The 13,087-nt window shown below is 35.0% G+C and carries 13 protein-coding genes; 7 read left to right on the top strand and 6 right to left on the bottom strand.

Features of this window, described 5'->3' with window-relative positions; genetic code table 11:
- Positions 1–33 precede the first annotated feature (33 nt).
- Positions 34–1,383 carry a replication initiation protein gene (locus tag H0W64_11240; GenBank protein ID MBA3662298.1) on the bottom strand — a complete coding sequence of 450 codons (1,350 nt, stop codon included), beginning with the start codon at positions 1,381–1,383 and terminating at the stop codon, positions 34–36.
- Positions 1,384–1,667: 284 nt separating this feature from the next.
- Between H0W64_11240 and H0W64_11235 the strand changes: the two genes are divergently transcribed.
- The 4 genes from H0W64_11235 to H0W64_11220 all read left to right on the top strand — a co-directional run bounded on the left by H0W64_11235 (position 1,668) and on the right by H0W64_11220 (position 4,818).
- Positions 1,668–2,543 carry a ParA family protein gene (locus tag H0W64_11235; protein MBA3662297.1) on the top strand — a complete coding sequence of 292 codons (876 nt, stop codon included), beginning with the start codon at positions 1,668–1,670 and terminating at the stop codon, positions 2,541–2,543.
- Positions 2,533–3,534 (top strand): ParB/RepB/Spo0J family partition protein, encoded by a 1,002-nt coding sequence (locus tag H0W64_11230; protein MBA3662296.1) that lies wholly within the window; start codon positions 2,533–2,535, stop codon positions 3,532–3,534. The genes H0W64_11235 and H0W64_11230 overlap by 11 nt, the downstream gene beginning before the upstream one ends.
- Positions 3,534–3,887: a hypothetical protein gene (locus H0W64_11225; GenBank protein ID MBA3662295.1), complete on the top strand. Its 354-nt coding sequence runs from the start codon at positions 3,534–3,536 to the stop codon at positions 3,885–3,887. Before H0W64_11230 ends, H0W64_11225 begins: the two co-directional genes overlap by 1 nt.
- Before the next feature lie 442 nt (positions 3,888–4,329).
- Positions 4,330–4,818 carry a hypothetical protein gene (locus H0W64_11220; GenBank protein ID MBA3662294.1) on the top strand — a complete coding sequence of 163 codons (489 nt, stop codon included), beginning with the start codon at positions 4,330–4,332 and terminating at the stop codon, positions 4,816–4,818.
- A gap of 147 nt (positions 4,819–4,965) precedes the next feature.
- On the opposite strand, the gene H0W64_11215 is transcribed toward H0W64_11220, so the two are convergent.
- Together H0W64_11215 and H0W64_11210 are read right to left on the bottom strand one after the other, a co-directional pair.
- Positions 4,966–5,265, bottom strand: coding sequence for a M4 family metallopeptidase (locus tag H0W64_11215; GenBank protein ID MBA3662293.1), 300 nt, complete (start codon positions 5,263–5,265; stop codon positions 4,966–4,968).
- Between the two features lie 71 nt (positions 5,266–5,336).
- Entirely contained in the window at positions 5,337–5,891 is a 555-nt protein-coding gene (locus tag H0W64_11210) for a hypothetical protein (GenBank protein ID MBA3662292.1), read from the bottom strand.
- Positions 5,892–6,536: 645 nt separating this feature from the next.
- Here H0W64_11210 and H0W64_11205 point away from each other — a divergent pair.
- Both H0W64_11205 and H0W64_11200 read left to right on the top strand, forming a co-directional pair.
- The gene (locus H0W64_11205; GenBank protein ID MBA3662291.1) at positions 6,537–8,321 is read left to right on the top strand and encodes an ankyrin repeat domain-containing protein; all 1,785 of its coding nucleotides are present in this window, start codon (positions 6,537–6,539) and stop codon (positions 8,319–8,321) included.
- 270 nt (positions 8,322–8,591) lie between these two features.
- Complete coding sequence (locus tag H0W64_11200) at positions 8,592–8,897, top strand: hypothetical protein (protein ID MBA3662290.1); 306 nt, start codon at positions 8,592–8,594, stop codon at positions 8,895–8,897.
- Positions 8,898–9,451: 554 nt separating this feature from the next.
- On the opposite strand, the gene H0W64_11195 is transcribed toward H0W64_11200, so the two are convergent.
- Together H0W64_11195 and H0W64_11190 are read right to left on the bottom strand one after the other, a co-directional pair.
- Positions 9,452–10,171, bottom strand: coding sequence for a hypothetical protein (locus tag H0W64_11195; protein MBA3662289.1), 720 nt, complete (start codon positions 10,169–10,171; stop codon positions 9,452–9,454).
- Positions 10,172–10,227: 56 nt separating this feature from the next.
- Positions 10,228–10,341 (bottom strand): transposase, encoded by a 114-nt coding sequence (locus H0W64_11190; GenBank protein MBA3662288.1) that lies wholly within the window; start codon positions 10,339–10,341, stop codon positions 10,228–10,230.
- Between the two features lie 381 nt (positions 10,342–10,722).
- Between H0W64_11190 and H0W64_11185 the strand changes: the two genes are divergently transcribed.
- A complete protein-coding gene (locus tag H0W64_11185) occupies positions 10,723–11,895 on the top strand; it encodes a beta-lactamase family protein (protein MBA3662287.1) in 1,173 nt (390 codons plus the stop codon).
- Between the two features lie 467 nt (positions 11,896–12,362).
- Here H0W64_11185 and H0W64_11180 read toward each other — a convergent pair whose 3' ends face one another.
- Positions 12,363–12,791: a hemerythrin domain-containing protein gene (locus H0W64_11180; GenBank protein ID MBA3662286.1), complete on the bottom strand. Its 429-nt coding sequence runs from the start codon at positions 12,789–12,791 to the stop codon at positions 12,363–12,365.
- Between the last annotated feature and the right edge of the window lie 296 nt (positions 12,792–13,087).

Here is a 13,087-nt window from a genome sequence, read left to right as displayed (position 1 = left end):
AATGCGAATGTAAATTGAATTATAATTCCCTGACTATCCCATCACTTCATCTGAAGTAATATAGTCATCAAAACTCATGAATTCACCAATTACATTAGGGAAGTTTTTTTCCACAAATTCCATGAAATCTATCATTACGAAAGGCGAAAATAACCCCTTTTTTCTATAAAGGGTAAAAATCTCGATTTTGGGTTTTAAATACAATTCAAATTTTTCTCGAATGGTTACCTGAATATCCAGAGCTTGGTGGTCAATAAAATTAATATAATTATTTAATTTATAAGTCATGTATTTATTTTTTAATGACGTTATTTCATACGCTTCCTTAGCCTCGCGTTGATATAGATTCACAATATTTTTTGTACCACCCGTTTTCTCTACATCTTGTTTTATCTTATAGTCTTTCTTAAGTGCAGAAATAAGATAAGCTCCAGAATGATCAATGTTATGTTTTGCTCTAACTAGGTTTATCTTTTCTAATAAATATTCAGAACTATATTCACTGGTAATCTCTTTTGACTGCTTTGCAGAGAGATTAAATTCTGATATGAGTAGCTCAGCAATTGATGATTGAGGTGAAGTTAGGGATGTAATATTACTTTCTCGAGCTATTCTTTTGAATGTAGGTTTATAATTTTCATTTTCAGAAAGTAAAAATTGAATGGATGCAATGTATCTGCCGGATTTTTTATATTGAGCTTCAATAGTGATATCTGCTTTTCGGTTAATTTCATTAACAGCAACCGTGATAACATTTCTTTTAAACTCTTTAAATGATCGATATTTACCTTCGGATACGCCCATTAAGGAACGAAATAAGTCCATGGGAAACCATGCCGTTTGTTTAATATTTTTGAACCTGACACAGTTTTCATACAAAACGAGGCTATACATCGAATTAAATTTAGATTGGACAAATAAATTAATACGGCCATAAATATCGAGAGAAGATAAGACCGATTTCATTTGGGGACTGTATGAATAACGTATTACCCCACTTTTGATTGATGCGCCTGCAAGTAATGCGCTTGCATTCCAAGATATAGCATCCGCTGAATAATCATCCTCATTTAAGAACTTATTATCTTCAAGCAAATTCCATTCCATGACGACAGAAATTAAACTTTTAATCGATTGTTTTATGAGCTGTATATCATTGCTGTTATAGCCAACTAAGCTACATAGTTGTCGTAAAGAAATCTCATAAATATCTTGCTTATCAATCTTGTCGAGGGCATTAAACAATAAAATGTTGCAGATTTTTCTTTGCATCAATGTCAGCTTGTTTTCACAATGAATTAGTCCGACATGCTTTCTTAAATATAAGTCAGAATCCTTTTTAATTTCTAAATTTTTTTTTGCTCGTTTTCTTGTGGCATCCATTAATAAATCATCCTGTAAACCTACCTCTAATATCCTGCAACTCTACACTTTAAGCCCTGCAAAGCTACACCTTACATCCTGTAATACTACACCTTTACTCCTGTAGGACTACACCTATCTCCAAATTAACTCTTATTATTCAATAAGTAACATAACTTAAACTAATTAAATTAACTAAATAAAATAAACACTCAGTTAAGAGGTGTGCCTCTTTTTATTATCATTACCAGTTGTGCCTTACGATATTACTGAGTATACTGTAGGCGATAAAAAGGAGAAATGCAATGAGAATTATTGCGATTGTTAATAACAAGGGCGGCGTAGGAAAAACGACAACCAGCAGAATTCTTGCGGAATATTTTTCAATTGTTAAAAAAGAAAGAATTTTAGCACTTGATATGGATCCTCAAGCGAACTTTAGTAATCGATACCTTAATATGGAAATTGATCCCTATCAACAAGAAGGTCGAATTCCACCCTTACACCCAAGCTACAACCCCGCTTCTCTGGAAGACAAAGACTGGGATGGGCGAAGTAGTATCTCGGGAATTTTTTTTGGTGAGATGGTTTTTCCCTATGCAACTTATATTGAAACTTTAGAAATTGCGCCTTCGCATAGTTCTAAGTTACTCCTAGCAGAAGCTGTTACCCGTGAAGAAGTGGTACAGAAAGTTTATGATCAATTGTCAAAATTTTTAGCTTTAGAAGATGTAAAAAATAGTTACGATAAGATAATTATTGATACGCCGCCCTCAAAAGGACCCGTAACAATTAGTGTGGTAAGAGCCGCTACTGATTTACTTATCCCTTCAATTATGGAGCCTCAACCTATTGAGGGAATTTATGGAATGATTCATCTTTGGAAATCTGAAACTCTTCGTCGTCCGGAAAATAATCCTTTGAATTTGATAGGAGTTTTACCCAATTCATTTGATCGACGGGGCATCATTCATAAAGATCATTTCGAAAGTTTAAAACAAGAAATGCCGGAGTATGTATTGGAATCAAAAATAGGCCGACGATTAATCTATGCAGAAGCTGATGCTGATGGTGCTGCTCCTCCTTCTATTTTCATGTACCCAGATAAGAATATAGCTAAACAGGAAGTATTATTGGCATGTCAGGAAATTGAAAAAAGGATGAGTAATAATGTCAACTAAAAAGCGCTTTACGATTGCTCCGGATTTGGCAAGTGGTCTTCGAAGTACAATCCAATCTGCTTCCACGAATAACGGCCAGCTGCATTACGATATGATGTCCCTTGATACGATAGAACCTGATCCAGAGAACCCCCGGAAACTCTCTATTACTTTAGAAGATCTATTAAATGGTCTCGCTCAAACTGATCCGCATTATCCAACTAAGTTAAAGGAATTAGAAGCGCTTAATGAACTTGCCGAATCCATCAAACGAATTGGCATCAGGAATGCGATTGAAGTTTATAAGGAGGGGGCAAAGTATCGGATTGTTTCGGGGGAAAGACGATATTTAGCAGCAATGTTACTGGGTCAAAAATCAGTGCCTGTTCGCATTAATCAAAAGCCTAATGAGTTTAATTTGAGATATACCCAATGGGTTGAAAATATAAATCGACAGGATTTATCTCTATGGGAAAAATTTAATAATTTAATTTCTATAGCAGAAGCTTATCGAAAGACTAATTTGGCTGAGTTTAACGAAAAAATTCTGCAAAACCTTCTGGGTGTTTCAAGCATTCAAGCTTATCGATATTTTAACTTATTAAAAGCTGACGAGAAAATTATTCAACTGGTTCAATTAGGAAAGTTAAATAATCTTAAACTCGTGCAAGAATTAGTTTCGATGAAGAATAAAGGAGCTCGCAATCAAATTTTGGCTTGGATTCTTTCCTCCAAAAATGAGGTCACCTCCCTTAGCAATTATCGCAACGTGGCTGGCAAAAATGCAGTTGTAACTAAACATACGAATGGACAATCAATCAATCTAGGAAAAATTAATAACTCAAATACTGCAAAACAATTACTCGAGATCGTATTGGCTGATTCAAGATTAGATAAATATCGTTCCGGTTTTAGAAATATTGATTGGACCTCTTCAAAGTCAATTAGCAAAGCTTTTAAAGAGCTCATCAAAACAATTGAAAAAGAATATAACGTTACAGAGATTGCTTAATGGAAAATAAGAAAAAAAATAAAAAAGTTACGGTTCGTTTTCCAAAACGTCTTAAAATTGAGATGCAGGCTTCTCTCATCAAATCCGGTTATGGTTTGCGAGGTAAAAGCCGATGGCTGAAAGATGCCATTTCAACATTTTTGCTCCAACCTGATTTTGTTGATTATGTTGAGCAGGGTATTGATATTAATTTAGCTGAGTTATCCGAAATAGAAGCATTCTATTTAGATCAAGAAACAATTCAGAATGTTAAGAATGCTTTTTTTAGTATTAGGGTAAAATATCCTTTGTTTGAAGGGGTACAAAGCGCCATCATTCGGGCTGCGGTTATTTATCACATTATGCTAAAGTAATTTTTCCCAGGGAAAAAAATTCCATAATCCATTGATTATTAATGATAATTAGCCTGGTACCCCCCTTTTTAGCCTAAACTTAAAGTGTAGGTTTACGGGTAAAAAAATCGGTGGATTATGGGTATCCTGCAGAACTTACGTGTTTCACATAGAACATAGGGTCAGAAAGGTCTCAATAATAGCCATGTCTTAGCCTTCAAGAATTTGCCATTTAAGAAGCCTTCGTGGCAGCAGCTCTCCTAAAAAACTTTACCGTCACTCGTTATCGTAAACTTCACGAGCGGTATAAACCGCTATATTTTCCTTTCAATGTGATTTCGGTCCATTCTCCATCACCCAATGTGCTCCGAAACGAACGGTCAAAATTAGCCATAGACAAAGGAGGTCAACTGTTTTAATAATTGATTAAAAGTTTTAGGATCAATCAACTCATGGAGAAGTTATGAGACCATTTGGACTAGGAGCGTCAGTTATAGCTTTTATACTATTTTCTTTTACTTTAACGAGTTATGCAGAACAAAAAATAAAGAGTGAAGCCAAACAGATTTCAAGAGCGCATGTCTCAGAATTTATTCAATGGCAAAATACGGTGGGTCGTTTTGAAAAAATGGCTCCGCAAGATATTTCTGCTCATTTTGCTAATCAATTCGAATATTATACCAACGGAAAATTAGGAGCGACTAACGCTGCGAGTTTACATCAGCGTTATAAGATTGCACAAAATTATTATAAATCCGCTTATATTCATTTTCCTGTTAGAGATATCCATATTGAGGGTAAAAAGGCAGCCGCGAAATATCGTGTGACTTTTATTGATAAAAATAATATGCATCAAGATACAATTAACACGGTGGTCATTATCTTTAATAAAAATGGAAAAGTGGTGAAATTTTCTCAATCCTTCGATAGGGGTGCTCCGCTACCAACTTAACGAGCTATTAAATTGTTAAAAGTGAGGCATCACGTTAAGTACAATTATAATCAGAATAGATAACATTCCACCCCAAATAATGATCCAATCATCGCTCGATTTTGGCCAATTTTAAATTTCTAAAATGGCCAAAATCGAGCAAAAAACTTAGCGTTCGGATAACGAGCAGATGTCCGTATTGATACCAACGCTTGCAAAAGCATCTCGTATGGGGGAAAGAGGGTATTTTAAATCTTGGCCAGCTTTTAGCACTGCACAAGCACCTTCTTGAAAAGACATTTTATCGGTCCAATAATAATGATTTGCCCGCACCATAACATCAAATGCCTTTTTGGTATTCCATTCTGAGGCTACCGCCAAGCTATAGAATGCGCGAGTAAAAATACCTGCTGCATAATGGCTATTTAGTCCTGCTTTATATTTTATGAATGGATTTATCTTGGCTATCTAAAGATATGAAACAAAGCCTGTAGTAAGAAGGCCCCAATAGGCCTCTTACTTTAAACATTAACTGTTGATTAATTTTTTTTAGTAAATACACAATGCACAGCTATAGGCTTTGTGGTTTGTGTTACATCTTTGAATCCCGTCCATTTACCATCTAGGTTAATCTGACCATTTTTCATGCTAAGAGTAAATGCAGATATATCTGTCTCAATAGCAGAGCTATCTACACTTTGTTTAACAACATCAATACTTTTTCCAATTAAAGCGGTTTTGCCTGCATCCCACTCAAATGAGATGTGCCCATACCGAGTGTCTTCTTCATTGGATTCATACTTGCCTTGTAATCCCAAACCTATTCGATACTCATCACCATCTAAAGTGATGTAGTCCGCACTATTCTTGATAACGGTAGAGATGCTTGGACCATTTCCACAATTAACCATCCATGTACCTGAAAAATCAGTGTAAGAGGAATGATTTTGCTTTGTCATTTTGTGGGTTGTGGTAATCGAAGACGTAGCTGAACTGTTTTTTGTGATTAACTTGTTGATGATGTTGTTAGCAAAAGCAGAACTTACAAAGCTACTACTAACTACTAATAGCATAGCTATAGTTTTTTTATTCATGGATTGATCTCCAAACGGTAATGTAGTTGATTTTATAAAGATAATGCGTGGGTTAGTCTAGTCTTGACAGACACAACCGTCAATCACGTTTCTCTTAAGCGAGTTTTATGCATCAATCAAATTCATTGAGAAGTTATGACACTATTTGGATCGATTACTGTCGAATTTTATAAAAATGTCATGATGGTCCTAATTCTTCCGAGTAGGAGAGGCATTTAAACGTAAATTCAATGATTTTCTGGACTTATAACCGCTGCCAAAAAATTACATTGAATTGACTAAAAAGCTGAACTGTTTCAACGTTAAAGTTAATGACCCTCGGCACTCATCCATTTAATGTGGCGAGGGAGTAATATCAAAATATGTCCCATGGACTTGCCACATACAGTTAACGTGTTCTTGTGGGATATTCTAATCTAACGACAAGCTTTCCATGGGCGATGCAGAATTGACAGGTCGCAACAACTAAGTTTGTAGCATAAGACTGCTGTTTATAAGAAAAATTGACATTCATCATCGCTGCCGATTCTAATCTAACTCGTTAAATAACCATGCCTTTTTTACAAAATAAAACGTTAAGTATTTTATGGGATAATTATCTTCTTGAAAAATTAATCCTCCAAAAATTGAGATGTAATTGAGCCTATGCTGCTTAAAGACTTGATAAATAATCTTATCAGCGCTGAAAGTGGTGCTTTTGATTTTGATTTTAAGGGAGGAACACCGCCTGCAGTTCTTGTAAAAATAAATCCTGCTAAACTAACCGATGATGATATTCCTATTATTAAAAGTTTATTTACTTATTTTTTACAAGATCAACGCACCTTTGAATTAAAACTTCGCTTAGCTACACCAAACGTCCTTAAGTTACGTCATTTGCAACCATACGAAATTGATCAATTTAATTTTAATAAGGAGTGCGTATCCTTAGATCACTACCAAATGAAATTGTTTTTTATGATGTATCATCCGCTTGTTAACTCAACACTTAGTATTGGAATTTTATCAGCATTATTTGAAAAGGGTGTATCTGTTGAGATAGATAAATGGTGTGAAAATTTAAAGAGTGAAATGCTGATTTTTCATCTAGAAAAAGGTGAGAAAACAAAATTTGTCTTCGACCATTTTGTCGAAATTTTTAAATATCTTTCCAATTTAACGAACGATCAAAAAGTGATTGATGATACGTTTAACGCCTTACTTACTACATTAATTGTTTCTCATTCATTGAAGTCATTTCCAGAAATTAAAGATGAACCTTTTCTCAGTGCTTTTAGAAAATCCGATAGTACTTATTATTTTCTTCATCTTGCGATGAAATCAAAATATGTTGAAGGTTTCGAGTTGATATTAAAATTGATGGGGGGAACGCCGCTGCATGATTACGACCAAAATGGAAATAGTTTTTTACATGTATGTAACGATGAGCAATATTACGAACAAGCTTTAAAATTATCTCCTAATATTAATCATTTTAATAATAAGGGCAATACTGCCTTACATGAAGCTGCGGATACGGGAAACTTAAAGAAATCCCAATTTCTACTTAAACATGGAGCAAATCCAGATCTCAAAAATTATAAAGGGGAAACATTCTGGACACTTGACCCCCAACAAAAATACGATTCTTTGCATCATTTTCGACTTTATAAGCAGCATGGACAGGTACTAAAATCTCCTCCAGACATTGCTCAACAAAAAGGTATCACTTGCGGATTTTATGCTGTTGCTTGTGCTGCCAATTATAATCGTCAGTGGCATCCTCAGTTGTTTAAACAACCTGTTATTTACGCAAGAAAACTTGATGTGAACCACCCTAAGCCTTCTTCATCACTTCGTCAAATGCGGAAAAGCCTTGGGATTTCAGGACAAGGAGCGGTGTTTTCAGCTAAAGAGCTTGCAAAGGTGATCGAAAAAGCGGAATGCAAAAGCCTCATCTGTGAAATAAATGATTATATTCAATTCATGCAGGTCATTAAGAAAGCTATAGAACAAAATTTACCCGTTATTATTCCCTTTGCATCACAATCAGGTCTGGGTCAAGCAGGAAAACCAGAGTCTCAATCTCCAAAAGGCGAAGGGGCTCATTGGGCAACGATTATTGGCTTGGGAGCAACGCCTGAAACAGAAGGGATTTTACTTGCCCAATATGGAGAATATTTCGATACTAAGGCGACTGAGCTATTCAAATCTTTTTATGAAATAGAAGTCAAATTCCCCGAAAGCTACCTTTCAAAGAAAAAAGGAGAGGATTGGGAGCTTAGTGCAACGCCTATGCCACTAACTGAGGGCGTAAAAATTGATATCATTCCATTAACGGACTTAAGTGACTTTCGAAGAAAATTAATTGTCGTATTACCTCCTAATTATGACTTGGAATTATTTAATTTCAATCAAGAAGAACTTCTACGCGTCAACCAAAATAAGTAAATCATAACTTAATCTTGATGCTTTTATTGTATAAATGTATTTCTTCTTAATTTAAATAAATTAAATTTTATTCACATAGATTCATAACTCAGTACATGTGAACGAGGAGGGCGATTTGTACATGAGTCAATAGTGATTACAGATTAGATGCATTAATAGCACTGTATAAGGCTTCTCGGTAGATTCAATGAAATGAACGATATGGTATGATCTAACAACAAAATTCAGAATTGAATAAACAAACTTTGTAGGCTAAACAACGGAGGTTATATGTCTAAGTTTTATTTTGTCTTTGTAGCAGCAATGATGCTTTCAGCGCCAGCAATCTATGCAGATCCTCAAGATATGTCATCAGATAGTAAGCCTTGTGCAATGATTGCAAAAGCTTGCAAGCAAGCAGGCTTTGGGCGGCATTCTGAAACAAATAAAAAATTTTGGAAAGATTGTATGAAGCCAGTCATTTTAGGGCAATCAGTGAAAGATGTGAAGGTTGATGCTGATATCGCCAAAAGTTGTCGAACTGATAAAATTAATCGGCTGCAACAAGAGTTGAATGAATTTCAAAATAGTAATTAACGCTATAGGCTGAAGTTAGGCTTTCCGGACCTGAATCAGTCTATTAAGTCTAGTAACTATCCTACTTATTAAACACGTCAATAGTACGTTTTGGGGCAATAATCGAACCCTAGGAATAATGATTCTCCAAGGCTTTGTCAATTTGAAGCCTTGGAGTACTTCTGATAAGAACCCAGACTTTAACCGTAAGAGTTGAAATAAAATATAGGCGTCGAATACTGCCACATTATCCTAGTCATTTATGATCTTACCCACCCAGTTTAATCAACTTATCTTGAATGCCCTCAACCGAAATATTTCATTTCAAGCTAAGGTCAGCATAAATTAGTAACTAATTGATAACTAACTTATTTCCTAAACCCTCCAAAAATTTTCTGAAACGTTGCAGCAAATTATATTATTAGATTTTTAATAAACCCGGTAATAGTTAACCTTCCTACTTATTAAATCTTAACCACAGAATTCATTTTCCCAGAAGGCTTTTTTCGAGCTTTCTTCCAAGCACTATGCTTCATTCGAGTATTTACGTGCTTTAGAAAATATCGATGCGGAATTTATTTATAAATTTGTAGGGACGTTAAAGATTTTATTTTATTAATAGTTAAGAGCTGTATAGCGAATGATTTTGGGTTTATCTTTTCAATGGACCAAACGAGATAATCAGCGTTATGGGCGCCACGGCCCACCGTCTGAACAAACCAAAACTTATCTGATTTATTTGAATAAATTTGATATGCAGGAAATTCTGAGAAATATGCAATAGGATCCAAAAAAATATTCATATAATCCGTTTCACCAACTTCTTCTTTTACTGTTTTCCAGGTTAGTGGAAATTCTAACTTTTTTTGTCGACTGTATTCATAACAACATAGCGCTAATAAAGTGGCTCTCTCACTTTTATTTAACATCATTTTCGCGGTGCTATGTTTGCTTAGCAAAATGGATGACATCACCCGAGTAAATGCCTTAGGATCCTTAAGCTTGGTTAGGATCTCGGTAATTGTACTGGCTTGCGTTTTATTTGAAGGCATACCGACAGAGGAATGCACGTCGTTGGATACAAAAACAAGGATATGCTGCCACTTAGAATCAGCTTGAGTTGTCATTCGAACGTGTAATTGTTTTGCATATACATCTGATCCAGATAAAGCGAATAGGAGAGTTAATGTCGCCATTAAGTGCCCAAAGAATCTATAAGCTGCTTTAGTTTCTGCAGCTCCATTGCATGCTACAGGAATGCTATCTGTTGGATTATGACTTAACTGAGTTACCATTTTATGCTCGTTTTTGTAAACGTCTATCGCTTAGCGATAACGTGGCAAGTTCTTCTTTAATCTATCCCTAAATCTCGCAGTTTTTTAATATCGAATGCTTCCATCCCACCGAATTGAGACTTCCATTGATAATACGTTGCACTGCTTATTCCATGATTACGACAAAATATCTTGTACTTTTAGGCCTGAAAGCTTCTTTTAAAATAGCAATAATTGGGTGTTCAGTAAATCGTGATTTTTTCATTTCTATTTCTCCTGGCTGGGTTAATAATGCCAGAAATTCAAGTTTTGAAATGTGTCTTTAGGGTCTTTGGGGTCAAATTGCGCCTTGATCCAACTTGTTATAGCAGGCTGAAGTGGATGTAAAATTAAAGAATGAAATTGAAATAGTGATGTTTATAGAAGAATTCTATCAGGCTAGAGTTGGACCAAGGCGCAATTTGACTCTTAGGCTCCTAAACATAATTAGTGTACCAATTCATGACTGCTGAGATAATGAGATCGATTGGGTAGTCAATAGCCCGCCATCGATATAACTGGAGGTGGATAAATTGAAATATTTAAAATTAGTGGGTGCGATCGTTTTTATGACTCATATAAATATTCCATTGATTTGCCTGGCTGATATTTTTCCTGATGCAAATTTCAAGATATGGCTTGAAAAAGAGAAAAAAAAATTTAATGTTCCAGGAATTAGCATTGCTCTAGTTAGAGACTATAAAATCGTATGGACGGAAGGCTTTGGTATAACAAATAAGCAAACAAAAAAAGCAGTTAATGCTTCTACTTTATTCCAAGCTGCATCGATTAGTAAGCCGGTAACGGCATTAGCTGGTTTGAAAGCTGTTGAGCAACATAAAATTAGATTAGATGAAAACATAAATGACTATTTGGTTGCTTGGAAAGTGTCTGAAAATAAATGGACAAGAACAAACAAAGTAACCTTACGAAGGTTATTAAACCATAGTGCTGGCATCAATGTGCCTGGGTTTTATGGTTATCAAAAAGGAGCCGAAGCTCCCACCTTGTTAGAAGTGTTGCAAGGAGGAACTAAAGTAAACTCAGAACCTGTTCGCGTTCTCACCACCCCAGGGAAGCATTTTAAATACTCAGGAGGGGGATATAGTATTATTCAACAAGCCCTTATCGATGTTTACAAAAAACCATTCCCTGAAGTTATGAACGAACTAGTGCTCATCCCTCTCGGGATGAGTAATAGTACATTTGTACAACCACTACCAAACTCATTCATCGAAAAAGTAGCAATGCCTTATAGACCTAATGGACAAATAGTTAAAGGTGGGCCACATACTTATATTGAATTAGCAGCAGCTGGATTATGGACAACGTCAACTGATTTAGCAAAGTTTACGATTGGTTTGCAAGAATCACTTCGAGGGAATAAAAATAGTATTCTTTCGATCGATGCAGCCAAATTAATGATTGAGCCAAGTATCGATGAAACAATGGCACTTGGTTTTTTTATCAGTGACAAATACGGTAATCCTGCAGCTCGTGGTACGTACTTTATGCATGATGGTCAAAATGAAGGTTATCGAAATAAATTGATTGGGAGCATGAAAGCCGGTAATGGGCTTATTATTATGACTAATATGTCCGAGGATGCAAAATTGCTTCCTAAACATAAGAAACAGCAAACTCATTATTGGGCGTTCATAAATAGTATTGTGCATCGAATTGTAGATGCGGAAAAATGGACGTAAAAGTTCGTAAGTACACTCTAGTTTCTCCTTTTAAAACAATTCTATTTTTTAATTGAGGAAAAGTCGAAAATCAGATAATAAATCCATTAAAATATAAACTTTTTCAAGATGCTCAATTTTAAAGCCTGTTGATTTTGATTCATGTTGTAATGTTTCTTTAGACATGTTCATTAATAGGTTCTTCCCAGGCACGGTTAATAATGGCTTTTGGTATAACAAGATTCCATCGTTTAACTAGCTTTCCGGATTCACGTTTACTGCGTTCTAAGTAATGAACGCTATTAGGTTTCATTTTTCTAAGATATTTAATATTTGCTTGTCTACTTGAAATTGATCTTTAAACTGTTCGAGAAAAAATCCTAATTCGGCAAAAGGTTGTAGGTTAAGAAAAAACTGCAATCAACGATTTGAAAACGTTGATAATCATTGAAGTCAACGTTTACTACCCGCGGTTAAATTCAACAGCTCTACTTTAATTTTGATTTATATTTCCTCATTAAAACACCCAATTTATTTAACTCAGCTTTGCTATAAAGTTTGCGAACTTTAGGGAATAATTCTTGCTCTTCTTCTTTCGCGTGATGATCAACATCATGTTTGAGTTTGGCAAATCTTAATTTCCACATGAATTCGAAATATACTTTTTTAAATTGTCGAATGGCTTTGGCCGCACTTTTTTCCTCTGAAACGAGATGCTTTATGATATCTCGCAACTCTTTATGTTTACGTAAAACCGGATAAAAAACTTTTTCTTCGACCGTTTCATGACGTATGAGGTCGCTACAAAATTTATTAAATTTTGTTTTCTGTTTTTCTTTGTCAGATAATTTGCTAATTTCCTTCAGGACTCGGCGAAACTGGGCATGTTCTTGTCGCAAATATTTTATAGCATCCATTGCTAGTCTCCTATCACAGACAAATATGACTAAATTTTACGAAAGAAAAAGAACATAGAGCTTATAATATTATCGCAAGTCCGCTTAAATGATGCTGACCTTTTTATTAAGTATTTGAAATTTAACAATTTCGAAGAGATAGTTTTCCAGGGAGTTGTAAATTATTCTGCTAAATTTATGGTTATGAAATATAGGCGCGAAGACTAACTTTCCGAAACACATTTTTTACTACTTATATTGTTTATAAGTTAACCAGTAGTTTCAATTTAAACCAAAAATATTCGATCTAACCTGAA

The organism is Gammaproteobacteria bacterium, from assembly GCA_013816845.1.
Lineage (GTDB): Bacteria > Pseudomonadota > Gammaproteobacteria > DSM-16500 > DSM-16500 > Aquicella.
The sequence above is the reverse complement of the archived record's forward strand: the minus strand, read 5'-3'. Positions and strand labels throughout refer to the sequence as shown.

Bases quoted from the DNA above. Each gene is read 5' to 3' on its own strand.
- H0W64_11240 (MBA3662298.1), bottom strand. From the start codon at position 1,383: ATGGATGCCACAAGAAAACGAGCAAAAAAAAATTTAGAAATTAAAAAG.
- H0W64_11235 (MBA3662297.1), top strand. From the start codon at position 1,668: ATGAGAATTATTGCGATTGTTAATAACAAGGGCGGCGTAGGAAAAACG.
- H0W64_11230 (MBA3662296.1), top strand. From the start codon at position 2,533: ATGTCAACTAAAAAGCGCTTTACGATTGCTCCGGATTTGGCAAGTGGT.
- H0W64_11225 (MBA3662295.1), top strand. From the start codon at position 3,534: ATGGAAAATAAGAAAAAAAATAAAAAAGTTACGGTTCGTTTTCCAAAA.
- H0W64_11220 (MBA3662294.1), top strand. From the start codon at position 4,330: ATGAGACCATTTGGACTAGGAGCGTCAGTTATAGCTTTTATACTATTT.
- H0W64_11210 (MBA3662292.1), bottom strand. From the start codon at position 5,891: ATGAATAAAAAAACTATAGCTATGCTATTAGTAGTTAGTAGTAGCTTT.
- H0W64_11205 (MBA3662291.1), top strand. From the start codon at position 6,537: ATGCTGCTTAAAGACTTGATAAATAATCTTATCAGCGCTGAAAGTGGT.
- H0W64_11200 (MBA3662290.1), top strand. From the start codon at position 8,592: ATGTCTAAGTTTTATTTTGTCTTTGTAGCAGCAATGATGCTTTCAGCG.
- H0W64_11195 (MBA3662289.1), bottom strand. From the start codon at position 10,171: ATGGTAACTCAGTTAAGTCATAATCCAACAGATAGCATTCCTGTAGCA.
- H0W64_11180 (MBA3662286.1), bottom strand. From the start codon at position 12,791: ATGGATGCTATAAAATATTTGCGACAAGAACATGCCCAGTTTCGCCGA.